Below are 25542 nucleotides of genomic sequence, written 5' to 3' on the forward strand. Positions count from 1 at the left end.
AAGGCGGCTTTCTTGTGTTCCAGGGCCGAGGTCGGCGGGCGTCACCAACGCTGGGTCGACGATCGCGGGGATGTCGCGGTGGAAGCTGCTGGTGTGGCCTCGGCGGGACGCGATATCCCCGATGATCGTGCTACTTGCAGCGTTTCGGTTCGGCCCCCGGCGTTGTGGTGGTCACAACCGGTCGGCGAGGGTTTTCGCCAGGGTCACGTAGCCGTCGTGGTAGCTGTCGTTGACGGGGTCGGCCAGTTCGAAGATGGCGATGCGAGTCGCACCGTGGCTCAGCGCGGCGACCACGATCGCGGTGCCGTTGTCTTTGCTGAGGCAGTAGACCGCGGTTTCGGTGAGCGACTGCGGTTTGTCGGCGCAGACCTCGGTGGCCGTTTCCAGCGCTTTCGCCTGCGGAAGCTTCACCGGCGTGGGGAGAACTGCAAGTTGTGCCAGATGAGAACCGGGGTCGTCGGCGCGGTGGTAGTCGCAGCCGTAGGCGGTGAGCCCGTGCCCGGCTGATCTCGGGGATATTTCCTTGCTGTCGTAGATGTTCGGGTCTTCGATCGCCTTCGCGATCTCCTGCGGGCCCAGATACGGACACGCCGCAGTCACCTTGGCCGGCGACACCGCCGGCACGAACGGCGTCGGGGAAGGAGCACTCGTCGTGGCGCTCGTGGTGGGCGCCGGGCTGTGGGAAGACGGCGCCGTCACCACTCCGCTCCCACCGTTCGAACATCCGGCGGCAGCCGCCGCCACAAACGCGACGGCGATGAATCTTCGAGACAAACTCAGGCACCGAATCCTGCCGGACTTTCCCCGAATTCCCGCTGCCGGAGATCCACTTGTGATCACTCGGAGTGACTTCTTCGCGGGACTCACTCGCTGTGCGTGAAAAACTATGCGGCCACTCCGATGGCCTCGCATTTGACTGGGCCTGAGGACGAAGCAATGGCGGATGCCAGGCCGGAGCCTCACTTTGATCAGGATGTGGTGGTGGCGCTGGACGACCGGCAGCACCGGACGAGGTTGCGTGTCTGGACGGATGGCCGCGGCGGCCCGGGGACGACCTATCGTCTTGAGTTGCTCCCCTGGCTGGACGAGCACGGGGGTCCCTACGCCGCGGCTGGGCCGGACATGTTCGAAGCCCTCGTGCGGTTGCGGCGTCAACTGGAGCCTGAGGGGTGGGCGATCGCGGTGCAGGGGGCTCGGCGCGACGCATATCCGAGCGGGATGGCGCGCGATATGGGCGGCGGCTTCCGCACTTACCTCTTGCGCCCGGGGCGGAAGGCGAGCGTCAGCGACCTTGTCGACACGTTGGCCGATGCGCCGGTCGCTCTGTTGGCGACGGTTGACGAGCAGCGCGCCTTCTTTGAAGCCTGGCTCAGAGAGCCTCGCAAGGTGTAGCGCGTTCGACGCAGCTTCTCCGCGTCGAACACGGCCGGCAGCAGGCGGCAGGTGACGCAAGACCTCTGGGACGCGCACGCCGCGGAGGTCGACGACCAATCCGACCACGGCCTGCGCGATCCCGGCGTGCGGGCGGTGTGGCGGAAGCTTCTGCTGTCGCTGCCGCCGAAGGCACCGGCGTCCGTGGTCGATCTCGATTGTTGGGACGGGAAGTCTCGCCGTGCTGTTGGCCGAAGCCGGCGACGAGGTGGGTGGGGTGGATCTGTTCCGACGGATGCTGGCGCTCGCCGAGGACAAGGCCGCGGCGGCTGAGGTCGTGTCGAGTTTCGCCATGGAGACGCGGCGGGCCGGCCGGCGGGCGCGTACGACGTGGTCCTCAGCCGGCACGTGCTGTGGGCGATGTCCGGCCCCGCCGCCGCGGTGAAGCGGTGGGCAGGGCGGCTGAGCCCCGGCGGGCGGCTCGTGCTGGTCGAGGCCGATGGGCCACCGGGGCCGGGCTGACCGCAGCGGAAAGCGAGGCGCTGGTGCGAAGCCATCCGCAAGAGGCGCACGTGAAGAAACTGGACGGACCCCGTGCTGCGGGCGCGGGGATCGAGGACGAGCGCGACGTGGTGATCAGGCGTGCCTGAAGACCCGGGAAAAACTTCGCGCAGCCATGTCCGGACCACCAGCCCGGCTCCGACCACCCGGTGAAACCGACACCGGACCGAAGGAGCTCACTCATGAAATACCTCCTCACCCTCAACATGACCTCCGCTCTCTGGGAGACCCTCCCCGACAGCGCGAAGCAGGACGTGTATGACGGCCACGACGCCTTCATGAAGAACAACGCCGCCGAGATCGTCGGCACGAAGGCGCTGGCCGAGCCGGGGGAGAGCACCACCGTGCGGGTCCGTGACGGCAAGGCCCAAGAAGAAACCGGCCTCCTCAACGGCAGCGAGACCTTCTTCTGCGGCTACTACGTCGTCGACGTCCCCACGAAGACCCGGGCGATCGAGCTCGCCGCGCAGATCCCGGACGCCAAGCACACCGCGGTCGAGGTGCGGCCGGTGGTGCACGAGGCTTGACGTGCACAGCGGTCGAGGTCGCAGCCTGGTCACCATGACCGGGAAGTGGAACATCGACGCGTATCTCTGAGCGGGTCGGGCGCACGCGCCGACCACCGTCAGCCGAAGCGCTGCGGGAGTTGACGCGGGCGCACGTCGAGACGATTCCGTTCGAGAACGTGGACGTCGTGCTCGGGCGGCATCGGGGGATCGGGCTGGATGTGGTCGGCGAGAAGCTGATCACGCGACGAAGAGGTGGGTACTGCTACGAGCAGGCCGGCCTCTTCGCGGCCGTCGCGGATCGGCTCGGCTACGACGTGCAGCGGACGGTCTCGCGGGTGCAGCCCGATCGGGGCGGGCCGTACCCGCACATGACGTTGATCATCACCGTGGAAAACACGCCGTACCTCGTCGACGCCGAGTTCGGGTCCGGGATGCTCGTGCCGATGCCGTTCGAGAACGGCGCGGTCGTGGACCAGGGCGGGTGGCCGCACCGCCTCATTTGGGAGGACCTGCACGAGCTCCTCCCTTAGGTCCACAGCCGGCCCGTGGACTACGAGGTCTACCACCACTACGTCTCCACCCACCCGAAGTCGGTGTTCTTCGGGCGGCTGGTCCACATGGTCCTGTGGGAAGGCCGGCTGCGCCGCATGATCGGGCGGGAGCTCACCGAATCCCGGCCCGGTGTGGCGGACGTGACGAGGACGATCGCGCCCGAGGAGCTGGAGAAGACGGTGGCAGACTTGGACATCGTGCTCACCGACGAAGAACTCGACGCACTGCTGAAGCTCTACTGAGCGAACAACTCCGCGGCAGGCAGCGGCCGGCCCAGGTGGTAGCCCTGGGCCTGGTCGCAGCCGAGCTGACGCAGCAGCGCCAGCTCCTCGGCCGTCTCCACGCCCTCGGCCACCACGGTCAGCCCGACCGCGTGGGCCATCGCGATGATGCTCGCGACGATCGCCGCGGCGTCGCGGGAGTCGGCGATGCCGGTGATGAACGAGCGGTCGATCTTCAGCGTGTCCAGCGTCAGGCGGCGCAGCTGTGCCAACGAAGAGTAGCCCGTGCCGAAGTCGTCGATCGCGAGGAGCACGCCGAGGGAACGCAGTGCTGCCAGCACTTCCGCGGCGGCGACCTCGTCGCGCATCAACGCGCTCTCCGTCACCTCCAGGCACAGCGCGGAGGGCGGCAGGCCCGTTGTCGCCAGGGCGTCGCGCACCGCCGGCACCAGCTGCGGGTCATCCAGCTGGCGCACGGACAAATTGACTTTCAACGACAGGTCCAGACCGCGTGACGCGCGCAGCGAAGCCACCTCACGCGTGGTGTCGCGCAGCACGAACTTGCCGATCTCGTTGATCAGCTCGCTCTCCTCGGCCAGCGGGATGAACTCCGCCGGCGAGATCGCGCCGTGGCCGGGATGAGTCCAGCGCAGCAGCGCTTCCACGCCCACCATCTCGCCGGTGTGGAGGTCGACCACCGGCTGGTACGCGGGCCACAGCTGTCCACTGCGGACGGCGTCGCGCAGGTCCTGCTCCATGCGCAGCCGCCGTTGCATGCGCTCGCGCAGGGCGACGTCGAAGAACTCGAACCGACCGCGGCCGAGCGCTTTCGCTTGGTACATCGCGACATCCGCGTCGCGCAGCAGGTCTTCGGCGCTGCGCTGGTCGCCCGCCGCGACGAGGACGATGCCGATGCTCGCGTCGACGTGGAGCTCGCGCCCGTGCACGGAAATGGGCTCCGCCAGCACCGAACGCAGGTGCGCCGCGAGCGAGCGCACCTCGGCATCGCCCGTCGCCCCGGCCGTGACGATCACGAACTCGTCACCTCCGAAGCGCCCAACCACGTCGACCGCGGCCGTGGCGCCGCGCAGGCGTTCGCCGACGATCCGCAGCACTTGGTCGCCGACGGAGTGGCCGAGGGAATCGTTGATGATCTTGAACTTGTCGAGGTCGAGGAACAGCACCGTGGTGGGACTGACGCGGTCGCGGCGATCGAGCCGGTCGAGCACGAGCGTGCGGTTGGCCAGGCGCGTCAACGGGTCATGGGTCGCGTCGTGGGCCAGGCGGGCGCTGATCGCGCGCCACTCCGTGATGTCGGTGAACGACGTGACCACGGAGACGCCGGCCGGGTCGTCCGGGTCGAGCAGCCGCGACGTCAGCGCCACCCACACGTCGCGGCCGTCGGCGCGGCGCAGGCGCAGCACGAGGCCGTTGTGCGTGATCCCGGTGCGGCGCGTGGAGATCGACGGCAGCTCGTCCTCGGCCAGCCGCTGCCCGGACTCGTCGAAGAGCACGAGCGATGAGCACGGCACCCCGATCAGCTCGTCGGCCGGCACGCCCAGGATGCGACTCGCGGCGGGATTCACCGACTCGATCAGGCCTTTCGGGCCCACGACCAGCACGCCTTCGTCGAGCGCGGCGACCACCGTGCGGTAATGCTGCTCCGCTCGGCGGCGCGCGGTTTCGTCAGCGCACACGAGCACGTGGCCGTCATTCATCTCAGCTGCGGAAACGCGGATCGAGAGCGGAGCCCCTTCGCGATGGTGGTGCGTTTGCTGCACCACGCCTCCCGCGAGCTGGATCGCCGCGGGGTCGGGATCTGCGCCGAGCACCTCGCGCACCGGGCGGCCGACGGCTTCCCCGGCGGTCCACCCGTACACGGTCTCGGCAGCGGGGTTCCAGCTGGTGACGATGCCGTCCGCGGTCACCGCCACGATCGCGTCGCTCACCTGTGACACCAGTGCAGCCTGCGCGGCCGCGGCCCGGCGGCCGGTGACATCGTGGATCACGACCTGGATCGCCGACGTGGCCTCGTCGCCAGTGCGCAGCGACACCGTCTCGACGGCGAACGTACTGCCGTCCACCCGTTTCACGACCGTTTCGACCGGTTCGCCCACGGGCTCTTCGACGCGACCCCGGTCGGCCGGCACGAAGTCGGTGACCGGCCGGCCCACGACCTCGGCAGGCGACTGCGCGCCGAAGAGATCGAGCGCCGCGGGGTTGGCGTAGGTGATCACGCCGCTTTCGTGCACGCAGGTGGCGTCGGCGCTCAGCTCCACGAGCCGCCGATAGCGTTCGACCAGCTCCGCGAGCTGCGCCTTGGCTAGGGCGTCGGCCTCCATAGTGCGTCCGGTCCCCCTGTGTCGGCGTGTGGCCCGTCGATTACACCACCAAGGGATCTGTCTGTCGTGTATATGCGCCGGGAACCTTCGTATATCACGTGCCGTCGGGCCCCGGCTCCGCGAATTCCCTCGTGTCGCACCCATCAGACGCCGGTTCACGCCGGGCGCGAAGCCGCGGACCCCAGTAGAAGAGGCCGAAGTGCGCCGCGCACGCGTGGCCGAGCACGGTGACGACGGAATCGAGGCTGCCGGGCGAATCGGACAGCCAGACCACGGCGATGAACAGCTCCATCACCACCAGCGCGGTGATGCGCAGCCGGCCGCGCAGCAGGAACACGAGCGCGCCCGCCGTGGTGAAGAAGCCGTAGCTCACGCCGATGTCGAGCCAGCGGCTCGCGGTCGTCGGCAGCACGCCGCCGCTGATCAGCAGCATCACGGGCACTTCGGTGGCGAGTGTGGCCAGCACGTGGCCGCTGAAGAACACGATCGCCGTGCGGCCTGGTCCGAACCGGCGTTCGAGCGGGGCGAGCGCGATGGTGAAGATGAGCGCGTAGGCGAGCCAGCCGCCGTCTTCGAGCCACAGCGCGCTGCTGAGCAGGGAGACGAGCGGGCGGCGCCAGAGGTTGTGGGCGTCGGTGCTCGAGAGCTGCAGCAGCTTCGCCGTGACGACCGGGTCGGCGAAGCGCAGCACGAGCGTGGTGCCGAGCAGGACAATCAGGTAACCGAACGTGAACGGTGTGGACCGCGGGGCCGGCAGCGTCCGCGCACAGCTGCGGACGACTGCGCGCCAGGTCAGCGTCACCCGGGTGGGCGCGGCCTCACCGACGAGCCGGTGGGTCCACCAGTCTCGGAGGGTGACCGGCTGTCGGGCTCGCAGCAGCATTACTCCAGGCTCTCCGGGCATCCTGGGAGTTTCGCTAAGGGCAGCTGTGAAAGCGCTGTGATTCTCACCCGCTAGTGTGACGCACACTGCGTAGAACTTTCTGTCATTATTCACCCGTTCGGTGGCCCGGTGCGGTAAGAATGGACCACCCCTGGTGAAAGGCCCGCTGGTGGACGAAGAGGTTTCGGTCGCCGAGCTACTCGTGCGCGAAGGATGGGGCGAACGTCTGCCACCGCCTTCACGCTCGCGCTGGCGCATGGTCGCCGTGATGGTGGCCGTGGTCGTCGGGTGTGGCGCCGCGGCGATCCTGGTGTCGTTCGGCACCACGGCGAACGACGAGGCCACGGGCCTCACCGAGATGAAGGTCATCGAGATGCCCGACCGTACCGACGGTGCCGGTGGCGTCTCCGAGTCGAACCCGCCGCCGGCCACGATCGCGGGGTCCGGCGAGGGCCAGGACTCTGGCTCGTCGAGCGACGACGAGACCACCGAGGCCAGTGCCCCGAAGATCACGTCGATCATCGACCCGCTCAACCCGCGCGGCGGCGGCGAGCCCGGTACGACGTCGAGCAGCGACTCCAGCACCGCGACCAGCGACTCCGACTCGCCGACCTCGACCACCGGGACGCAGCCCGGCTCGGGTGGTGCCTCGTCGGACGACCAGCCGCCGCCTCCGCCTCCGCCTCCGTCGAGCACGACGAAGCCCAACCGGCCGTGTGTGCTGGGTATCCTCTGCATCTGAGTTCGACTGGTCAGACGCGTCCGGCTGCGAAACCCCGCTGCGCGCCTCCCGTGGCGCGGAAAGTGTTGCGGCGCGCGGAATCCGACCCGCACCGGCACCGCTCGTGCCCGTGGGTCAGCCGTCGTCGTCCGGCATCAGCGGCCGAATGAAGCTGCGGCGGTGCCGCACGACGCAGCCCGACTCGTCCCGGATGCGGTCGGCCGCGACGAAGTCCGGGTCGAGGCCGAAGAGCGCGCGGTACCGCTCGTACGCGGCGAGGTTTTCGAAGCTGAACAGCGCCCTCGCCTCGTCACTCGCGCCCTCCGCGGCAGGAAGTAGCCGTGGTGCACGCCGCCCTCGCGGGTGACCAGGCGCATCCACGCCTGCGCGAAGCGTTCGAACTCGGTGATCTTCGCGGGATCGATGACATAGTCGACCACGCAGGTGATCACCGGCCCCACACCCGTTCGGCGGTCGAGACGATGAGCTCGAGCTTGCGCAGCTGGTCGTCCATGGAGAGCTCGTTGCCCTCCTCCGTGGAGGAAAAGCCGCACTGCGGCGAGAGGCACAGCTGGTCGATGTCGACGAACCGCGAGGCTTCCTCGATGCGACGCACCAACGTGTCCGCGTCTTCCAGCTCGGGGCGCTTCGTGGTCACCAAGCCGAGCACCACGCGCTTGCCCGGCGGGACGAACCGCAGCGGCTCGAAGCCGCCGGAGCGTTCGTCGTCGAACTCCAGGAAGAAGCCGTCGACGCCGAGCTCGCCGAAGAGGGCCTCGGCCACGAACTCGTAGCTGCCCGAAGCCACCCAAGACGAGCGGAAGTTGCCGCGGCACAGGTGGGTCGTCACGCTCATGCCCTCGGTCCGGCCGCGCAGCGCCGCGTTGATCTGCTGGATGTTGCGCAAGTGCAACGTGTCCGGGTCACCGCCCATGCGTGCGACGAGCTCGCGCTGCGCCGGGTCGTTCAGGTACGCGAGGCTGGTGTCGTCGAGCTGCAGGTACGTGCACCCGAGCTCGCCCATCGCCGTCAGCTGCGCCGCGTACGCCGTGGCCAGGTCGGCGAAGAACTCCTCGAGGTCCGGGTACACGGTTTCGCTCACCGCCGCCCGGCCGCCGCGGTAGTAGATCATGCTCGGCGACGGGATGGTGAGCTTCGGCGTGATCCCGGAGTCCACGTGGGACTTCAGGAACGCGAAGTGTTCGGCGAAGATCGGCTGGTCCAGCCGCACGCGGCCGTCGACCTGCAGGCCGGGCGGGCTGAACTCGAGGTCGCCCGCGAGGTTGTGGAACTTCACGTGCAGGCGCTCGTCGCTCTGCGAGATGCCGCCGAGCGAGTAGATGAAGTCCATGTGCCACGACGCGCGGCGGAACTCGCCGTCGGTGGCCGAGGGCAGGCCGGCGACCTTCTGCATCTTGATCACGTCGCGGATCGCGTCGTCTTCGACGGCCTTCAGCTGTTCGGCGGTGATCTCACCCGCGGCGTGCCGGCGGCGGGCGTCGCGCAGAACCGGTGGCCGCAGCAGGCTCCCGACGTGGTCGGCGCGGAAGGGGGGACGCGGAGTCATGCCTCGCATCGTCACACACAAACCGGCGGTATGCGTCGTGAGAAGATGCGCGATCGGATCCGCGTGAAAGGGCTGCCCCCATGACCAAACACCCGGTCGACCAAGGCCTGCCCGCCGGGCGGCTGCTCCTGCTCGGTCTGCAGCACATGGCGATCATGTACACGGGCTCGGTGGCAGTGCCGCTGATCGTCGGCAGCGCCCTGAAGCTCGACGCGGCGACGATCGCGTTGCTGGTCAACGCCGACCTCTTCGTGGCCGGGATCGCCACGCTGGTCCAGTCCATCGGCATCGGCAAGCTCATCGGCGTGCGGCTGCCGGTGGTCGCGGGCGCGACGTTCACCGTGGTCAACCCGATGATCCTGATCGCCTCGCAGTACGGCCTCACCGCGGTGTACGGGTCGATGATCGCCTCGGGTGTGTTCGGGCTGCTGCTGGCGCGGCCGTTCGCGAAGATGATCCGGTTCTTCCCGCCCCTGGTCTCCGGCACGTTGCTGCTGGTCATCGGCGTCTCGCTGCTCGGCCCGGGCGCGGCGATGATCGCCGGCCACGACACGGAGGCACCCGACTACGCGACGCCGTCGCACCTCGGGATCGCCCTCGGCGTGGTGGCGCTGATCGTGCTCCTCACGCGGGTGCTGCGCGGGTTCGTGGCGCAGATCGCGCCGCTGGTGGCGCTCGCCGTCGGTCTCATCGTGGCGATTCCCCTTGGCCTGACCCAGTTCGGCGGCGTGGGGCAGGCGAGCTGGTTCGGGCTCGCGGCACCGCTGCACTTCGGCGCGCCGACGTTCCCGATCGCCGCCGTGCTGTCGATGTGCGTGGTGATGCTGGTGACGTTCACCGAGTCCACCGCCGACATGATCGCCGTCGGCGAGATCGCGGGCCGCCCGGCCACCGACGCGGACGTCGCCCGCGGCCTCGCCACCGACGGCCTGTCGGCCATCCTCGGCGGCTTCATGAACTCCTTCCCCGACACCGCGTTCGCCCAGAACGTCGGCCTCGTCCAGATGACGCGCGTGCGCAGCCGCTGGGTCGTCGCCGTGACGGGCGGCCTGCTCGTGGTGATGGGCCTGGTGCCGAAGGTCGGCGCCGCCATCGCGGCGATTCCCGAGCCGGTCGTCGGCGGCGTCGCGGTGATCATGTTCGCGATGGTCGCCGCGGTGGGCGTGCAGAACCTCAAGAAGGTCGAGTTCTCGGGCAACCACAACACGTTCATCGTCGCGGTGTCGCTCGGCGTCGGCCTCCTGCCCGCCTTCGCCACCGACCGCTTCGGCACGTCCATCTTCTTCCAGCACTTCCCCGCGTGGCTTCAGACCATCTGCGGCAGCCCGATCACGCTGACGTCGATCCTGGCGTTCCTGCTGAACCTGCTGTTCAACCACCTGGGGGCACGCAAGGATCCGGATCTGCTGTCGGCGCCCTAGTGGTGCTTCACTGATACCCATGCGGCACAACGCGCAGCGGCCACCGTCGGTCGTGAAGCGGGTGTTGGACGTGCTGGGCGCGTTCACGTCCGAGCGACCGGTGTTGACGCTGTCCGAGCTCAGCCGGCGGGCCGGGCTGCCGTTGTCGACGACGCACCGGCTGGCGGGCGAGCTCGTGCGGCGCGGAGCGTTGCAGCGCGACGAGGAGGGGCACTTCCGCGTGGGGTTGTGGCTGTGGGAGGTGGCGTCGCTCGCGCCGCATGGGGCGCAGCTGCGGGAGAGCGCGATGCCGTTCCTCGAGGACCTCTACGAAGCCACGCACCAGAACGTGCAACTCGCTGTGCTCGACGGCGCCGAGGTCGTGTACCTCGAACGCCTCTCCGGGCGCCGCGCCGTGAACGTGATCTCGCGCGTCGGCGGGCGGCTGCCGTTGCACGCGACGGGGGTGGGGCTCGTGCTGCTGGCACACGCGCCGGCCGAGGTGCAGGAACAGGTGCTCGGGCTGCCGCTCAAGCGGTACACCGGCAAGACGATCCGCTCGGCCGAGCAGCTGCGGCGGGTGCTGGCCGATGTCCGCCGCAATGGCTACGCGGTGAGTGACGGCCAGATCGAGCTGCCCGCGTTGTCCGTCGCGGCGGCGGTGCGCGGCGCGGCGGACACGGTGGTCGCGTCGATTTCCGTGGTCGTGCCGGCCGAGGGCACGGACCCGCTGACGCTGGTGCCGGCCGTGCGGGCGGCGGCGCGCGGTATTTCACGGACGCTCGGCGCAACGCTGCGGCTTTCCGAAGACGCACATCGCGAAACACACTGAAATCTTCCACTCAGTGGAAGGCGTGCTGCGGTCAAGGACCGTGAACCAGCACCCTGAGGGCCATCCCGACGATGTGAGGAGGCCCGGTGATCACGCTCGACGACGATCCGTTCGCCGACGAAGTCCTCGCCGACCCCGTGCCGCTGCACCGTCGGCTGCGCGACGCCGGTCCCGTCGTGCGCCTCGGCCGTTACGACGTGTGGGCGATGGCCCGCGCCGACGAGGTCACGCAGGCGTTGAACGATCCCGAGACGTTCTGCTCGTCCGCCGGCGTCGGGCTCAGCGACTTCCGCAAGGAGACACCGTGGCGCCCGCCGAGCCTGCTGCTCGAGGCCGACGCGCCGGAGCACGACCGGGCCCGCCACACCGTGACGAGCGTGCTCACGCCGAAGGTCGTGAAGACGTACCGGGACACCTTCGCGCGTGAAGCGGAGAAACTCGTGACCACGCTGGTCGAGCGCGGCGAGTTCGACGCCGTCGCCGACTTCGCGGAGGCCTTCCCGCTCAAGGTCTTTCCCGACGCCGTCGGCCTGCCCGCCGAAGGTCGTGAGCACCTGCTGCCGTACGGCGCCATGGTCTTCAACGGCTTCGGTCCCCGCAACCACCTCTTCACCGAGGCCATGGAGCGCGGCGCCGTGGCCCGCGAGTGGATCGCCGAGCACTGCCGCGCCGAGAACCTGGCGCCAGGCGGGCTCGGCGCGCGGATCCACGAAGCCGCTTCGGAGTTCACCGGGGAAGAGCGCGCCCTGCTCGTGCGCTCCTTCCTGAGCGCCGGTGTCGACACGACCGTCCACGCGCTGGGCAACGCTGTGTTGTGCTTCGCGTCGTATCCGGACCAGTGGGTCTGCCTGCGCGAGAAGCCGGAACGCTCGCGCGCGGCGTTCGAGGAGGTCGTGCGGTTCACGTCGCCGGTGCAGACGTTCTTCCGCACCACCACGCGCGACGTCGAGATCGGTGGCGAGCGGATCCCGGCGGGGGAGAAGGTGCTGCTCTTCCTGGCCGCCGCCAACCGTGACCCCCGGCGCTGGCCTGACGCCGACACGTTCGACATCACGCGCCGCGCGGCCGGGCACGTCGGGTTCGGCTCGGGTGTCCACGCCTGCGTCGGCCAGATGTTCGCGCGGCTCGAAGGCGAGGTGCTGCTCGCCGAGCTGGCCCGGCGCGTCACGACGATCGAGTTGGCCGGCGAGCCGCGGCCCCAGCTGTCCAACACGCTGCGCGGCCTCGCGTCGCTGCCGGTGCGGGTCCGGTGAGCGGGATGCCCAAGGTCACCTACGTGCAGCCCGACGGGACCTCCCGGACCGTCGACGCCACGGTCGGCCGCTCCCTGATGCAGGTGGCGATCGACCACGGCGTCGACGGGATCGTGGCCGAGTGCGGCGGTAACGCCATGTGTGCGACCTGTCACGTCTACGTCGACCCGGCGCGCCTCGACGATCTTGGACCCCTGTGCTCAGATGAAGAGGAGATGTTGGACTGCACGGCCAGCCCGAGGGCGGCCACCAGCAGGCTGTCCTGCCAGCTACCGGTGACCGAGGACCTCGACGGTCTGGTCCTGCGCTTGCCGGAGGAGCAGTTGTGACCACAGGATCCTCGCCCGAGACCGTGCTCGTCGCCGGCGGCGGCCAGAGCGGCTTCCAGGCCGCGGCTTCGTTGCGCGACAAGGGTTTTACCGGGCGGGTGGTCCTGGTCGGCGACGAGCCGGGCGTGCCGTACCAGCGGCCGCCGCTGTCGAAGGCCTACCTCAAGGGCACTGCGGGCGAGGAGCAGCTGCGGCTGCGGCCGGAGGACTTCTTCGCGGAGAAGGGGATCGAACTCGTGCCGGGGCGGGTGGCTTCGGTGGATCGGGCTGCTTCGCGGGTGCTTCTCGAGTCGGGTGAGGCGCTTTCGTACGACCACCTGGTGCTCGCGACCGGCGCGCGGAACCGGGTGCTGCCGGTGCCCGGCGCGGATCTCGACGGCGTGCTGATGCTGCGGACCCGGGACGACGCGGATCGGCTGCGCACTTCGCTGGCAGCGGCTTCGAACGTCGTGGTCATCGGCGGCGGCTTCATCGGCCTGGAGTTCGCTTCGCACGCCGGGCGGCCCGTGACGGTCGTCGAAGCGCAGGACCGGCTGCTGGCGCGGGTGGCGTCGCCGGAGGTGTCGGCGTTTTTCCGGGAGCTGCACGAAAAGGCCGGGCACACGGTGCTCCTCGGAACCGGTGTTACGGCTCTGCACGGCGGCGGGCACGTCTCGTCGGTCGAGCTGGCCGACGGTTCGCGGTTGCCCGCTGACCTGGTCGTGGTCGCGGTCGGCGTGGTGCCGGAGACGACGCTCGCTTCGCAGGCCGGGCTGACGGTGACCAACGGTGTGGTCGTCGACGAGCACCTGCGCACCGAGGACCCGAAGATCTTCGCGATCGGCGACTGCGCCAACTTCCCGTGCGTCCACGCGGGCGCGGCGACGCGGCTGGAGTCGGTGCAGAACGCTGTCGACCAGGCGCGATGCGTCGCCGCGGCGATCACCGGTGATGCCGCGCCGTACGAGAGCCTGCCGTGGTTCTGGACCGACCAGACGGGCGCGAAGCTGCAGATCGTCGGCATCCTCGCGAACGCGGACCAGACCGTGGTGACCGGTGACCGCGCCGAGGGGCGGTTCTCCGTGCTGTCGTTCCGCGACGGCGTGCTGATCGCCGTCGAGTCCGTGAACCGCCCGCCCGATCACATCGCTGCGCGCCGGCTGTTCACGGCGGAGCTGCGCCCGTCGTATGCCGACCTCGAAGCCAGCTCGTTCGATTTGAAAGCCCATTTGAAGTCGCGTTCCGCGGCTTGACGTTCATTCGTTCGGAGGTACCCCCGTTGCGCACCCAGGTCGCTGTGATCGGCGCCGGCCCGGCCGGTCTGCTGCTTTCGTACCTGCTCCACGCCGAAGGCGTCGAGGCCGTCGTGCTGGAAGCGCGCGACCGCGAGTACGTGCGGCAACGCGTGCGCGCGGGGGTTTGTGAACAACCGACGGTCGAGCTACTGACCGAGATCGGCCTCGGCGACCGGCTGGCCCGGGAAGGCTTGCCGCACGAAGGTTTTTCGCTGCGGTTCGACGGGCAGGACCACCGCATCGCGCTGACTGAGCTGACGGGGCGGTCGATCACGGTGTACGGGCAGCAGGAGATCGTGAAGGACCTCGTGGACGCCCATGAGCGTCAGGGTTTGCCGTTGGAGTTCGAGGTGTCAGACGTTGCTGTGTCTGATGTGGACACTCCGAGGCCGATGGTCAGGTACGTGGACGCTGCCGGTGTCGCCCAGGTTCTCGAATGTGACGCCGTGGTCGGCTGCGACGGCTTCCACGGCGTCTCCCGCCCGTCCATTCCGGACGGTGTGCTGCAGTTCTTCGAACGCGAGTACCCCTTCGCGTGGCTCGGTGTGCTGGCGCGGACACCGCCTTCGCACGAGGAGCTGATCTACACGCATCACCCGCGTGGCTTCGCCTTGCACAGCATGCGCTCGCCGGAAATCACGCGGCTGTACCTGCAGGTCGACCCCGGTGAGGACCTCGCGGCCTGGTCCGACGACCGCATCTGGTCCGAACTGTCCGCGCGCCTGGCGGTCGACGGCGAGTTCACCCTGCGCGAAGGCCCGATCCTCGACAAGGGCATCACGCCCATGCGCAGCTTCGTCGCCGAACCCATGCGCCACGGCCGCCTCTTCCTGGCCGGCGACGCCGCCCACATCGTGCCGCCCACCGGCGCCAAGGGCATGAACCTGGCCGTCGCGGACGTCCGGGTGCTCTCCCGCGCCTTGGTTTCGCTGGTCAAGGGCGACCCTGCCCTGGCCGACGCCTACTCCGACACCTGCCTCCGCCGCGTCTGGCGCGCCGAACACTTCTCCTGGTTCATGACGACCATGCTCCACGTCGACCCGGGCGCCGACGCGTTCGCCCGCCGGCTGCAACTGTCCCAACTCCGCTACACGGCTTCGTCACGCGCCGCGGCGACGAGTGTGGCGGAGAACTATGTGGGGTTGCCGTTCGGAGCCTGATGCCTCAGCTCCAGCCTGGGTGCGAGGAGACCTTTCGCGCGCCGGTGGCGTGGTGCGAGGGAACCCTTCGCGCCGTCCTGAGGTGGCGATGGGACCGGTTGTGCCGCGGCTCCGGCGCGAGGAGTCCTTTCGCGCTGCGCGGCGGCGCGAGCGGGCGTTTCGTGCTGTGGAGCGGCGGGAGCGGGCTTTTCGTGCTGCGCGGCGGCGCGACCGGGCCTTTCGTGCCGTGGAGCGGCCGCGGAGGGACGTTTCGCGCCGCGTAGGTGGCACTAGCGGACCCTTCGTGCGGTGCTGTGAGCGCGAACGGTCCGCTCGCGCGCCGCTGTGTGTGCGAGCGGACCGTTCGAACTGAGGTCGGCGGCGAGCGGGCCGCTCTCCCCATGACGCAGACGAAAGTGGGCCTCTCCGGCTGCGTTGTGCTCGCGCGGGGATCTTTCGTGCCGCTGCGGTGGCGCGAGTGGACCTCCGGCGCCGCCCAGGTGACACAAGTGGACCTTTCGCGCAACACTGAGGGCGCGGAGAGAATGTCGCGGAGCGCCGTTGCGACTGGACTGTCCGCCCCGCAGCGATGTCGTGAGTGGGCCTTTCGTGCGGTGGATTTTGCGCGAGCGGATCTTTGACGCAGTGCTGCGGGCGCGAGGGGACCGTTCGAACCAAGCTCCGCAAACGAGCAGACCGCCGGCCCCCGACACCTCACCGGTTTCGAACCCACCGCGCAGCGCGCTTGACTCTGACACCGTGTGAGACCCGAACGTAGGTGGCGTCATGTTCAGCATCGGAGAGTTCGCCGAGGTCGGCCGCGTGTCCGTGCGGATGTTGCGGCACTACGACGCGCTCGGGCTGCTGAGGCCGGCGCGGGTGGATCCGCACAGTGGATACCGCTACTACGCGGCGGACCAGCTCGCGCGGCTCAACCGCATCCTGGCGTTGAGTGATCTCGGCATCGGGCTCAAGCAGGTCGCCGAGGTGCTCGACGAGCGGCCCAGCGCGGAGCAGCTGCGCGGGATGCTCAGGTTGCGCCGCGGGGAGCTGGCGGAGCGGGTCACGGCGGAGACGGCGCGGCTGGCGCGCGTCGAGGCGAGGCTCCGGTTGATCGAAGTGGAGGACGTCATGTCCGAATTGGACGTTGTGGTCAAGCCGGTCGAGGGTGCTCGCGTTGTTGCCGTCGGGGGGATTGCCGAGTCGTTCGAGTACGACGACATCGGGCCCGTCGTCGGCGGACTGTGCGCGAGTCTGGCTGAGCGGATGGAGCGCGCGGGCCTGAAGTTCGCCGGCCCGGCCATCGCTTGGTACGAGCCGGCCGACGATCGGGTGCACGTGCAGGCCTGCGCGCCCTACGTCGGGTCGCCGGCGGCCGCCGGGTTGGACGAGGTGGAGCTGCCGGCTCTCAACCACGCCGCGACGCTCGTGCACCGCGGCACGATGGCCACCATCGCCGAGTCGTACCAGGCTCTCGCGCGCTGGATCGACGACAACGGCTACCGCGCCGAACCGGGCCACGCGCGAGAGGTCTACCTGCACACCGACGGCGACGAGGCCGGCTGGGTGACCGAGCTGCAGATCCCGGTCTCGGCCGCCTGACCGAACGGGGCTGGGCCACCGGAGCCCGGACTGGTCGTCAACCCAGGGTTGACGACGACCGCGTCGTCAACCTACGGTTGACGACATGACCTACCCGGTAAAGCTCGACGACCTCATCAGCGCCATCAAGGCGAACAACGACAAGGACGCCCTCGCGCAGCTGTCGGATGCCGTGTACATGGGTGAGCACCTCGGGGAACTCGCCGATCACCTCATCGGCCACTTCGTCGACCAGGCGCGGCGCAGTGGCGCGTCCTGGACCGACATCGGCACGAGCATGGGCGTCTCGAAGCAGGCGGCCCAGAAGAGGTTCGTGCCGAAGGTCGACCCCGGAGGTGATCCGGGCGGCATGATCGAGCGCCTCTACGGGCGCTACACCGACCGCGCCCGGCACGTCGTCGTGGCGGCGCAGCAGGCGGCCAAGGACGCGAAGAGCCCGGGCATCGACACCGTGCACCTGGTGCTCGGGCTGCTCACCGAACCGGCCGCGCTGGCCGCCGGGATCATGGTGTTCCAGGGCGCGAGCCTCGACGCCGTGAAGGAAGCGGCGCAGGCGCGGTTGCCCAAGCCCGTCGATCCGGTGCCGGACCCGATGCCGTTCACCGCGGCCGGCAAGAAGACGCTCGAGCTGACCCTGCGCGAAGGCCTGCGCCTCGGCCACAACTACATCGGCACCGAGCACATCCTGCTCGCGATCCTGGAGCAGGGCGAAGGCGCCGGCTACGAGGTGCTCGCCGGCCTGGGCATCACGAAGGAGCCGGCGGAGGCGAAGATCCGCGAAGCCCTGGCCGAAATCCTGGCCGCGCGAGGGCAGTGAGGTACCTGGTGCCGGCGGTCGTCGTTGCTCTGCTTCTGGTGGCGGCGACCGCCTCACCCCTAGGCTGACCGGCATGGCCGACCGGTTCATGGAGGAGTTCCGCCGAGCGTTCGAGGACGCCCAAGGCGACGGCCCTCCCATCGTCCAGAGCTTCGAAATCATCGAGGACAAGCCGAACAACGACGAAGCCCTCGCCGCCGAAGCCAGCCGGCTGCTGGAGCCGATCGTGCAGCAGCTGGCGCTGCTCGGGCCGCAAGGCTGGGAGTGGTTCTCCGCCGAGTTCTCGTTCACCGTCTCGGCCGAGATCGCGCTCCTGCGTTTCTTCGCCGGCAACCAGCACCAGGACGTCTACGTCCCCGAGCCCATCACCGCGATGCTGCGCAATCAGCGCCACGTCGCCGCGCAGATGTCCGCCGGCCCGTGGTGGCGCCTGATCCTCAGCGTGCTCAACAGCGGCCAGCTCAGCGTCACCTACGACTACGGCGACGAACCGTTTCCACAGCACCAGCTCCTGCCGCCGCAGCACTACCGCGACGACCTCGAGACCTACCGCCGCCCGCAGGTCCCGCCCTGGCTCGCCGAATACACCCGATGAAAAAGGGACCCCCACCGACCACGGCGGGGGTCCCTTCGAAAAAGATCAAGCACCGACCTCGTCGCGAGAATCCGTGGCCCACAGGGTGTGGAACGAACCCTCGCGGTCGACGCGCCGGTAGGTGTGCGCACCGAAGAAGTCACGCTGACCCTGCACCAGCGCGGCCGGCAGCCGGTCGGCACGCAGGCCGTCGTAGTACGCCAGCGCGGTGGAGAAGCCGGGCGTCGGGATACCCAGCTGCACCGCCGTGGAGATGACCGAGCGCCACGAGTCCTGCGCGTCCTCGACCGCCTTGCGGAACGCGCCCGCGGTCAGCAGCGTCGGGAGGGCGGGGTCCTCGGCGTAGGCCGCGGTGATGTCGTTGAGGAACTTCGCGCGGATGATGCAGCCCCCGCGCCAGATCGACGCGACGGCGCCCAGGTCGATGTTCCAGCCGTACTCCGTGGCGCCGGCCTGGATCTGGTTGAAGCCCTGCGCGTACGCGACGACCTTCGACGCGTACAGCGCCTGCTCGACGTCGTCGGCGAAGGTCTCCAGCGCGGCGCCCTTCAGCGGCGTACGCACCGGCCCCGCCAGCCCGCGGGCTGCGGCGCGAAGGGGCTTCGAACCCGAAAGCGAACGCGCGAATACGGCCTCGGCGATGCCGCTGATCGGCACGCCCAGGTCGAGCCCGATCTGCACGGTCCAGCGGCCCGTGCCCTTCTGCTCCGCCGCGTCCTCGACGACGTCGACGAACGGCTTGCCCGAACCATCGACGTGCTTGAGCACCTCGGCGGTGATCTCGATGAGGTACGACTCGAGCCGGCCGGTGTTCCACGTCGAGAACACGTCGGCGGTCTCCGCGGGCGAGTAGCCGGCGGCGCCGCGCAGCAGGTCGAACGACTCAGCGATCAGCTGCATGTCGGCGTACTCGATGCCGTTGTGAACCATCTTCACGAAGTGGCCCGCGCCGTCCGCGCCGATGTGCGTGCAGCACGGCGCGCCGTCGACCTTGGCCGAGATGTCCTCGAACAGCGGGCCGAGCGACTCGTACGACTCCTTCGAGCCGCCGGGCATGATGCTCGGGCCGTTGAGCGCGCCCTCCTCGCCGCCGGACACGCCGGTGCCGACGAAGTGCAGCCCGCGCTCCCGCAGCGCGGCCTCACGCCGGCGGGTGTCCGCGAAGTGCGCGTTGCCGGCGTCGACGATCACGTCGCCCGGCTCCAGCAGCGGTGCGAACTCCTCGATCACGGCGTCGGTCGGCCCACCGGCCTGCACCATGATCACGATCTGCCGCGGCCGCTCCAGCGCGTCGACGAACTCCTGCGCGGAGTACGCCGGGATGAAGTCGCCCTCGTCGCCGAACTGCTCGACGAGCGTGCGCGTCCGCGCCTCGGAGCGGTTGTGGAGGGCGACCGTGTGCCCGTGCCGGGCCAGGTTCCGCGCCAGGTTGCGGCCCATGACCGCCAAGCCGGTGACCCCGATGCTCGCCTTCTTGCTCATCCGAACCCTTTCCGAAGACTCTTCTCGGGTGCGAGCCTAGCGTCGTTCGGGCCGTGGCGAACCTGCGAGAACATTCACCGGGAGTTCGGGAATGACCGGTCCTCGGCCGTTGTCGCCGGGGACACAGTCTGTGCCCACTGGGCCATCGGCCATCGTCTGGTAGATCCCGACCGCCGCCTCCACGGCCACGCGTATCACGGCCAGGTCGTCCCGCTCCGTCAGCCAGAAGAAGAACGAACGCAGCACGGACTCCGTGCGCGATGTGTGGTCGACCTCGTCGGCAGCCGGCCACGCGCGCACGACGCCAAGCCCGGGCTCGGTGATCCCGTACGCCTCGCGGCCGCACGGACCGTGGCTGACGACCTCGATCAGGCCGGTTTCGGCCGGCCGGGACAGCTCCGCGTAGCTCTTCGGGAGCTGCGCCGGCCACACGGGTCGAGAGCTTCTTCGAGCGGCCGGGCCAGGTCGTAGCCGCCGGCCGGCCCCTCGGCGAGCCGGACCAGAAGGCACTGGTGACCGGGGAGACCGTGTGCTGCTCCCCTTTGGCGGCTGGTCGGCAACGGCGTGCCCTATCCGTCCTTCCGGCCAGACCGGCAGAAGGGGCGCGTTCTTTCTGCGAACCTCAGGAGAAACAGCGGATGGGCGCGCCGTTGTAGGCGACCATGTCGGTGATCGCCGCGACCAGGTCGATCGGCGCCCCCCACTCCGCACCGTCGAGTTCGGCGTAGGCGCGGTGCAGGTTGCCGGCCAGCCGTTCCTGTTCGGACAAGTCCGAAAAGGTCCCCAGGTCGGTCTCCTTCGCCAGCTGCAACGGGGAAAGCCCCGCGGCCTTGCCGCGTTCGGCCGTCTCCTGGACGAACTTCAGGTACGCGTCGACGACGTCCACCGTCTCCAGTCCACACGGGCCGCCGTGGCCGGGCAGGATCAGCGCGGGCTCCAGCTCGCGGATCACGTCGAGGGCGGCGCGCCAGCCGGCGACCGAGCCCATCAACGCGAACGGGCTGCCGCCGTGGAAAACCAGGTCCCCCGCGAACAGCACGCGCTGCTCGGGCAGCCAGGCGAGCACGTCGTTGGTGGTGTGGGCGGCGTGCCCGGGGTGCACGAGCTCGATCACGGTGTCGCCGGCGTGGACGGTCAGGCGGTCGTCGAACACGACGTCGGGCGCGCGCAGCTCCAGGTGGCCCCAGTCGTTGCCGACGAGCGCGCCGGCGTAGGTCTCGATGCCGGCGGCGAGCATCGCGTCGCGCGTCTTGCGCTGGCCGATGATCGTCGCACCACCGACGAGGTAGTTGCCGTTGGTGTGGTCGGAGTGGTGGTGGGTGTTCACGAGCGTCGTGACGGGTCCCGTCGTGGCCTCCGCGGCGGCCAGCAGGGCGCGCGTGCGCCGCTCGGTGGCGCACGTGTCGATGAGCACGGTGTGGTCGCCTGCGGACACGAGGCCACAGTTGTTGATGAACCAGGAACCGTCGGGCTGGACGTAGCCGAAGACACCGTCTGCGAGGCGCTCGACTTTCGCGGCGCCGGGGGAGCGATCGATCACACCCGCCACTATGCCGCAGAACCGATCGGCGCAGAATCGGGCGCCGATGTAGCCCGGATGGAGCAGTGATGGTGTCCGAAGGGCGCCATATGGCCTGGTCCAGCCGAGTGACACTCGGGGTGACTGGCTTTTCGGATCATTTCCTGGAACGCTGCGCGATGTCATCATCGAACCCCGTTGGGTAAAGGTACTAACCTGGGTGGTTCGAACGTTCGCGCGTCGGCAGTGGTCGAGAGACCGCTACGGCGGTTAGTGGTCCGGGAGAGCAAGGCTGATGGCGAGCACCGTCACCTCGCGCCGGAAGCAGCTCGGAAACGAGCTCCGGCATGCTCGAAACGCCGCGCGGATGACGCAGCAGCAGGTCGCCGAAGTTCTCGGCTGCACCCAGGGCAAGGTCAACAAGATCGAGTCCGGAGCAGTGGGGGTCAAGCTCGGAGATGTGCGATCGATGCTGAACGCGTTCGGGATCAACGGCGAAGAAGCCGACACCCTGATGAACCTGGCCCGCGCCGCCGCCGGCCAGCGCGGCCACTGGTCGGGCTACCGGTCGGTGGTGCCCCACTGGTTCCGCACCTTCACCGACCTCGAGCCGGCCGCCGCGGAGATCCTCACCTGGCACGGTGAGCGCATCCCGGGTCCGCTGCAGTCCGAGCACTACATGCTCAAGCAGTTCACGGAAGCCGGCGCGACGGACGTCACGTCGCTGGTGCGCAACCGGCTCGACCGCAAGGCCGTGTTCGACCAGCAGCAGCCGCCGTACTACCGGTTCATCGTGAGCGAGGGCGCGCTGCGCCGCGCTCCCGGCGGATCGGCGCCGGCCGTGATGCTGGACCAGGTCGAGCACATGCTTTCGCTCGACCGCTACCCCCGCGTGTACGTGCATGTGCTGCCTTTCGGCGCGAAGCTCGCCGCGGTGCCCAACGACTTCACGATCATGCGCTTTCCCGACCGCACGCGGGACTTCGTCTACATCGAACACTCCGCCGGCGGGCTCTACCTCGACGACGTCAAGGACTTCAACATCTTCGTCGACTCGTGGGACCGCCTCCGCGGTGCGGCGCTGGAGCGCGGCGAGACGCGGCAGTTCCTCAAGGAGCTCGCCGAGGGCTACCGGGCGCAGATGTCGCAGTGATTTCCAGCAGTGGCAAGGTTTCTTCCGCGCCGGGCTGGCCGTTGATCTCCTCCTGCACGCGCTGAGCCGCTTCGCGCCACCGCGGTTCGGTGAGCAGCCGCACGGCCGTTTCGTGGATTTCGTCCGGTGTCGCGGTTTCCGGGTCCAGTGCGACGCCGGTGCCGAGCCGCATGGTCTGGCGCGCGTTGCCGGGTTGGTCGGCGCCCATGGCGAAGACGAGCGACGGCAGACCGTGGGCCAGCGCGCCCAGCACGCTGCCCGACCCGCCATGGGACACCACGAGGTCGATCGACGGCAATAACTCGGCCTGGGGCACGAAGCGTTCGACGCGGACGTGCGCCGGTTGCGGCCCGAAGACGGCCGGGTCGAGCTGGGTGCCGACGGTGGTGGTCACGTTCGCGGTCAGTCGCGCGAGCCCCGCCAGCGTGCGTTCGAAGAGGTCGCCGGACGCGGTGTTGAAGTCCGTGCCGAGAGTGAAGTACACGCCGGGCGGCTCGTGCGGCGGCCGTGGCCGGACCGGGTCGCCCTGGCGGAACGAGAACGCGCCGGGCGGCAACGGCGAGGCCGGGTCGCGGACCGCCGACGGGAACGGCGAGAGCACGAGCTGCCCCTCCAGCATCGTCAGCTCCGGGTCCGCCGGCAGGCCGTGCCCGGCGCGTAGCTCGTGCAGGGGTTCGGCCACGAGGTCCTTGCGCAGCAACGTTCCCGCGGCCAGCACGAGGACGGTCACGCACGGCACGCCCAGCCGTTCGGCGGCGATCGCGGCGCCGAAATCGACCTCGTCGCGGATCACGACGTCGGGCCGCCAGTCGCGGATGATCTCCAGCACCGCGGCGGCGCGCTCACGGCCGGCGCGGCGCGCGAAGAGCTCCCGGATCTCCCAGTCGTCACGGGCCGGGTCGACGGGCGGCAGCGGCTCGCGCTTCGGTGCGACTTGCGCGTGAGGCACGCTCGTGGCCAGTGCCGTGAACCCCGCGCGCTCGATCGCCGGCACGTGACTGCCCGCCCCGGCCACGGCGACGGTGTGCCCGCGCGCCGCGGCGGCCCGCGCGACGGGCGCCATCGGATCGAAGTGGCCCCGGCCGCCGACGAAGGTGAAGAGGAAGCGCATTCCCGGCAAAGTAGTGGTTGACGACGGGGCTGGTCGTGTCGTTTTCCTGGGCTTTCGTCACGACAACCCCCGATTGGGTGTCACTCGATCAGGGGTCGGCTGCGGGACGCGCCGGGAGATCGGCAGACTGGTCCGCACCAGCACACCGCGGGTCGGAAAGGGACAGCTGATGACACAGGTACCGGATCCCGAAGCCCCTGAGGGCATCGACCTCGATCGGCCCAACGCGGCCCGCATCTACGACTGGTTCCTCGGCGGCACGGCCAACTGGGCCATCGACCGCGAGTTCGGCGAGCGCGCGGTCCAGACCTTCCCTATGATCAAGACCATCGCGAAGTCCGGGCGCGAGCTGCTCGGCCGCACCGTGCGCTACATGGCGCGCAACGGCATCGACCAGTACCTCGACCTCGGCTCCGGGGTGCCGACGGCGGGCAACGTGCACGAGATCGCCACGTCGGTGAACCCCGACGCGCGGTGCGTGTACGTGGACAACGAGCCCGTGGCCGTCGCGCACTCCCAAATCCTGCTGGAGCGCGAGGGTGTCGCCGACCGGCACGCGGTGCTCCACGGTGACCTGCGGAACCCGGGTGACATCTGGCCGCGTGCGCTCGACACCGGCGTGCTGGACCCGAAGCGCCCGATCGGGTTGATCATGTCCGGCGTCCTGTACTTCATCGGCCGCGAGGAGGGAGCGCACGAGATGGTGCGCAAGTACCTCTCGCTCGTGCCTTCGGGCTCGTTCTTCATGGCCTCGCACATCACGCTCGACGGCGTGCCGGAGTCCGACGGGGACAGCCGCGAGTCGATCCACGAGCAGTACAAGCAGTCGAGCACCCCGATCCACTTCCGCTCGCGCGCGGAGTTCGCGGAGTTCTTCGACGGCCTGGAGCTCGTGGACCCCGGCGTGGTCTGGGTTTCGGAGTGGCGGCCGGAGGAAGGCGAGTCGCGCAACAGCGACCGCATGGCCGCCGACCCGTCGTTCAGCGGCGGCATCTGCGCCGTGGGACGGAAGCCGTAACGACGAAAGCGCGCCCCGGGAGGGTGGCCCGGGGCGCGCTGGTTCGGTGGTCTGTGTCGCGCTTACGCGCGGGACGGGCCCAGTCCGTGGACGAGCGGTGCGAGGTCGACGCGCGCCTCCAGCGGCCGCGTGGCGCGGACCAGGTCCGGCTGGCGCGGGGCGGGCACGTCGAGGTCGGTGTCCCAGGTGACCGGGCTGCGCAGCGGCGCCTGGATCAGGCTGAAGCCGAAGCGGTGCCGCAGCTCGTGGTTGATCCCACGCCGGCCGTGAGTGTGTTCATCCTCACGGCGGAAGAGCGTGGTGAGCCGGACGGCCATGAGATCACACCCCCAGTTCCGATAGCGGTGACCGGGGCAGATCGGCTCCGGCCAGACCGAGGCAGCTTTCGCACGGCATGCCCACACCCGGCGCCAGCCACTCGACGTGCGTCCGGGGAAGTGATTCCCCGCACCGCGCGAGCACCACAGTGGGAGAACCGGCTGCGTCCACCTCGAACACGTGCGCGACGCGGCGGGATTCGCCGGCCGTGCCGGGAGCGAGCCTGCCCGTCATGAGCACGTTCGCCGTCATGCTGTCCTGGATGATCACGCGGTCCCTCCCCCCGAGGTCGGCGACGGTTCGTGGACTCCGCTGGCGGGCTGGGCCGAATGCAGCAAGCCATTCACCCACCACCGGCGCCCCGATCGATGCGATTAATCCTACTACTGGAATAATCTTCATGTCGAGATCGGGCCGAGTTGATCACCCGCTTGGCCCTGCGGTTTGCTCCGTAGTGACAGAAAGAAGCCGGGGACGTGCGTGGCGACCGCACGCCCTGCAGGAGGCTCGGAGGTACGACCCATGACGGATTATCCGTCGCTCCAGGATTACGACCCGGACGAGGCCGAGGGGCTGTTCGAGGACGCTGCCTGGGAGAAGTCGTTCGCCAGTGAGCCCAACGGCGGTAGCTGCGTCGAGGTCAATCTGGGCCGTCCCGACCTCGTCGGCGTCCGCGACACGAAGCTCACGTCCAGCCCGGTCTTCGTGTTCGACCGGGGCGAGTGGGAGGCCTTCCTGGTCGCGGTGAAGGCCGGGCAGTTCGACCTGCCGCCCGGCGCTTGAGGCGGGTTCGCGATTTGCCGGGGAGGCCGCATGGGGGCCTCGGCGTGAGAGGTTCACCAACTATCACTCGAACGAGTGATTCCTGCTGACCCAGGGTCAAGCTCGCAGTCGGCCAGTCGACCGATGACACAAGCAAGGCACCTCAACCCGTCGCCGATCACTCGACAACTCACGATATTCGCTCATGGGC

Annotated in this window: 29 protein-coding genes and 1 pseudogene; 19 read left to right on the plus strand and 11 right to left on the minus strand. The window is 69.4% G+C overall.

Annotated features, from left to right (window positions below):
• Window positions 1–171: 171 nt before the first annotated feature.
• The gene (locus AB0F91_RS28825) at window positions 172–699 is read right to left on the minus strand and encodes a hypothetical protein (protein WP_360602361.1); all 528 of its coding nucleotides are present in this window, start codon (window positions 697–699) and stop codon (window positions 172–174) included.
• A gap of 237 nt (window positions 700–936) precedes the next feature.
• On the opposite strand from AB0F91_RS28825, the gene AB0F91_RS28830 reads away from it, so the two are divergent.
• The 6 genes from AB0F91_RS28830 (at window position 937) to AB0F91_RS28855 (ending at window position 3235) form a co-directional block, all read left to right on the plus strand.
• Entirely contained in the window at window positions 937–1392 is a 456-nt protein-coding gene (locus AB0F91_RS28830; protein ID WP_360602363.1) for a hypothetical protein, read from the plus strand.
• A 256-nt stretch (window positions 1393–1648) separates the two neighbouring features.
• The gene (locus AB0F91_RS28835; RefSeq protein WP_360602432.1) at window positions 1649–1816 is read left to right on the plus strand and encodes a hypothetical protein; all 168 of its coding nucleotides are present in this window, start codon (window positions 1649–1651) and stop codon (window positions 1814–1816) included.
• Entirely contained in the window at window positions 1762–1893 is a 132-nt protein-coding gene (locus AB0F91_RS28840; protein WP_360602365.1) for a hypothetical protein, read from the plus strand. The genes AB0F91_RS28835 and AB0F91_RS28840 overlap by 55 nt, the downstream gene beginning before the upstream one ends.
• A 221-nt stretch (window positions 1894–2114) precedes the next feature.
• Window positions 2115–2459, plus strand: a complete 345-nt coding sequence (locus AB0F91_RS28845) for a YciI family protein (protein WP_360602367.1) — start codon at window positions 2115–2117, stop codon at window positions 2457–2459.
• A gap of 119 nt (window positions 2460–2578) precedes the next feature.
• The gene (locus AB0F91_RS28850) at window positions 2579–2971 is read left to right on the plus strand and encodes an arylamine N-acetyltransferase (RefSeq protein WP_360602370.1); all 393 of its coding nucleotides are present in this window, start codon (window positions 2579–2581) and stop codon (window positions 2969–2971) included.
• Between the two features lie 15 nt (window positions 2972–2986).
• Window positions 2987–3235 carry a hypothetical protein gene (locus tag AB0F91_RS28855; RefSeq protein WP_360602372.1) on the plus strand — a complete coding sequence of 83 codons (249 nt, stop codon included), beginning with the start codon at window positions 2987–2989 and terminating at the stop codon, window positions 3233–3235.
• Here AB0F91_RS28855 and AB0F91_RS28860 read toward each other — a convergent pair.
• A complete protein-coding gene (locus AB0F91_RS28860; RefSeq protein WP_360602373.1) occupies window positions 3229–5556 on the minus strand; it encodes an EAL domain-containing protein in 2328 nt (775 codons plus the stop codon). The two genes, AB0F91_RS28855 and AB0F91_RS28860, sit on opposite strands and share 7 nt — an antisense overlap.
• A gap of 94 nt (window positions 5557–5650) precedes the next feature.
• On the minus strand, window positions 5651–6439 hold the full coding sequence (locus AB0F91_RS28865; RefSeq protein ID WP_360602375.1) for a rhomboid-like protein: 789 nt from the start codon (window positions 6437–6439) through the stop codon (window positions 5651–5653).
• Between the two features lie 154 nt (window positions 6440–6593).
• Between AB0F91_RS28865 and AB0F91_RS28870 the strand changes: the two genes are divergently transcribed.
• On the plus strand, window positions 6594–7181 hold the full coding sequence (locus tag AB0F91_RS28870) for a hypothetical protein (RefSeq protein ID WP_360602377.1): 588 nt from the start codon (window positions 6594–6596) through the stop codon (window positions 7179–7181).
• A gap of 114 nt (window positions 7182–7295) precedes the next feature.
• Here the strand turns inward: AB0F91_RS28870 and AB0F91_RS28875 are convergent.
• Window positions 7296–7612 (minus strand): annotated as a pseudogene (locus AB0F91_RS28875) (NIPSNAP family protein).
• Entirely contained in the window at window positions 7609–8727 is a 1119-nt protein-coding gene (locus AB0F91_RS28880; protein WP_360602379.1) for a 5-methyltetrahydropteroyltriglutamate--homocysteine S-methyltransferase, read from the minus strand. The pseudogene AB0F91_RS28875 and the gene AB0F91_RS28880 overlap by 4 nt, the downstream one beginning before the upstream one ends.
• Before the next feature lie 80 nt (window positions 8728–8807).
• Between AB0F91_RS28880 and AB0F91_RS28885 the strand changes: the two genes are divergently transcribed.
• The 9 genes from AB0F91_RS28885 (at window position 8808) to AB0F91_RS28925 (ending at window position 17968) form a co-directional block, all read left to right on the plus strand.
• On the plus strand, window positions 8808–10148 hold the full coding sequence (locus AB0F91_RS28885) for a nucleobase:cation symporter-2 family protein (RefSeq protein ID WP_360602381.1): 1341 nt from the start codon (window positions 8808–8810) through the stop codon (window positions 10146–10148).
• Between the two features lie 19 nt (window positions 10149–10167).
• Window positions 10168–10959 (plus strand): IclR family transcriptional regulator, encoded by a 792-nt coding sequence (locus tag AB0F91_RS28890; protein ID WP_360602383.1) that lies wholly within the window; start codon window positions 10168–10170, stop codon window positions 10957–10959.
• Window positions 10960–11045: 86 nt separating this feature from the next.
• Window positions 11046–12212 (plus strand): cytochrome P450, encoded by a 1167-nt coding sequence (locus AB0F91_RS28895; RefSeq protein ID WP_360602385.1) that lies wholly within the window; start codon window positions 11046–11048, stop codon window positions 12210–12212.
• 5 nt (window positions 12213–12217) lie between these two features.
• The gene (locus AB0F91_RS28900; RefSeq protein WP_360602387.1) at window positions 12218–12541 is read left to right on the plus strand and encodes a 2Fe-2S iron-sulfur cluster-binding protein; all 324 of its coding nucleotides are present in this window, start codon (window positions 12218–12220) and stop codon (window positions 12539–12541) included.
• Window positions 12538–13773, plus strand: a complete 1236-nt coding sequence (locus tag AB0F91_RS28905) for an FAD-dependent oxidoreductase (protein WP_360602389.1) — start codon at window positions 12538–12540, stop codon at window positions 13771–13773. Before AB0F91_RS28900 ends, AB0F91_RS28905 begins: the two co-directional genes overlap by 4 nt.
• 26 nt (window positions 13774–13799) lie before the next feature.
• The gene (locus AB0F91_RS28910; protein ID WP_360602391.1) at window positions 13800–14975 is read left to right on the plus strand and encodes a 4-hydroxybenzoate 3-monooxygenase; all 1176 of its coding nucleotides are present in this window, start codon (window positions 13800–13802) and stop codon (window positions 14973–14975) included.
• Window positions 14976–15740: 765 nt separating this feature from the next.
• Complete coding sequence (locus tag AB0F91_RS28915; RefSeq protein WP_360602392.1) at window positions 15741–16556, plus strand: MerR family transcriptional regulator; 816 nt, start codon at window positions 15741–15743, stop codon at window positions 16554–16556.
• 85 nt (window positions 16557–16641) lie between these two features.
• On the plus strand, window positions 16642–17373 hold the full coding sequence (locus AB0F91_RS28920; RefSeq protein WP_360602394.1) for a Clp protease N-terminal domain-containing protein: 732 nt from the start codon (window positions 16642–16644) through the stop codon (window positions 17371–17373).
• Window positions 17374–17446: 73 nt separating this feature from the next.
• Window positions 17447–17968 (plus strand): hypothetical protein, encoded by a 522-nt coding sequence (locus AB0F91_RS28925; RefSeq protein ID WP_360602396.1) that lies wholly within the window; start codon window positions 17447–17449, stop codon window positions 17966–17968.
• Between the two features lie 45 nt (window positions 17969–18013).
• Here AB0F91_RS28925 and gndA read toward each other — a convergent pair whose 3' ends face one another.
• The 3 genes from gndA to AB0F91_RS28940 all read right to left on the minus strand — a co-directional run bounded on the left by gndA (window position 18014) and on the right by AB0F91_RS28940 (window position 20990).
• Window positions 18014–19450 (minus strand): NADP-dependent phosphogluconate dehydrogenase, encoded by a 1437-nt coding sequence (gndA, locus tag AB0F91_RS28930; protein ID WP_360602398.1) that lies wholly within the window; start codon window positions 19448–19450, stop codon window positions 18014–18016.
• A gap of 36 nt (window positions 19451–19486) precedes the next feature.
• A complete protein-coding gene (locus tag AB0F91_RS28935; protein WP_360602400.1) occupies window positions 19487–19882 on the minus strand; it encodes a hypothetical protein in 396 nt (131 codons plus the stop codon).
• Between the two features lie 190 nt (window positions 19883–20072).
• Window positions 20073–20990 (minus strand): MBL fold metallo-hydrolase, encoded by a 918-nt coding sequence (locus AB0F91_RS28940; RefSeq protein WP_360602402.1) that lies wholly within the window; start codon window positions 20988–20990, stop codon window positions 20073–20075.
• Window positions 20991–21264: 274 nt separating this feature from the next.
• On the opposite strand from AB0F91_RS28940, the gene AB0F91_RS28945 reads away from it, so the two are divergent.
• Window positions 21265–22122, plus strand: a complete 858-nt coding sequence (locus AB0F91_RS28945) for a helix-turn-helix transcriptional regulator (protein WP_360602404.1) — start codon at window positions 21265–21267, stop codon at window positions 22120–22122.
• Here AB0F91_RS28945 and AB0F91_RS28950 read toward each other — a convergent pair.
• Entirely contained in the window at window positions 22079–23233 is a 1155-nt protein-coding gene (locus AB0F91_RS28950; protein WP_360602406.1) for a glycosyltransferase, read from the minus strand. The genes AB0F91_RS28945 and AB0F91_RS28950 overlap by 44 nt on opposite strands.
• 169 nt (window positions 23234–23402) lie before the next feature.
• On the opposite strand from AB0F91_RS28950, the gene AB0F91_RS28955 reads away from it, so the two are divergent.
• Window positions 23403–24251, plus strand: a complete 849-nt coding sequence (locus AB0F91_RS28955) for an SAM-dependent methyltransferase (protein ID WP_360602408.1) — start codon at window positions 23403–23405, stop codon at window positions 24249–24251.
• Between the two features lie 62 nt (window positions 24252–24313).
• Here the strand turns inward: AB0F91_RS28955 and AB0F91_RS28960 are convergent, their stop codons facing one another.
• Complete coding sequence (locus AB0F91_RS28960) at window positions 24314–24568, minus strand: hypothetical protein (protein ID WP_360602410.1); 255 nt, start codon at window positions 24566–24568, stop codon at window positions 24314–24316.
• Between the two features lie 4 nt (window positions 24569–24572).
• Window positions 24573–24839 (minus strand): hypothetical protein, encoded by a 267-nt coding sequence (locus tag AB0F91_RS28965; protein WP_360602412.1) that lies wholly within the window; start codon window positions 24837–24839, stop codon window positions 24573–24575.
• Between the two features lie 252 nt (window positions 24840–25091).
• Between AB0F91_RS28965 and AB0F91_RS28970 the strand changes: the two genes are divergently transcribed.
• Complete coding sequence (locus tag AB0F91_RS28970) at window positions 25092–25352, plus strand: DUF397 domain-containing protein (RefSeq protein WP_360602414.1); 261 nt, start codon at window positions 25092–25094, stop codon at window positions 25350–25352.
• Window positions 25353–25542 lie beyond the last annotated feature (190 nt).

The organism is Amycolatopsis sp. NPDC023774, assembly GCF_040639695.1.
Lineage (GTDB): Bacteria > Actinomycetota > Actinomycetes > Mycobacteriales > Pseudonocardiaceae > Amycolatopsis.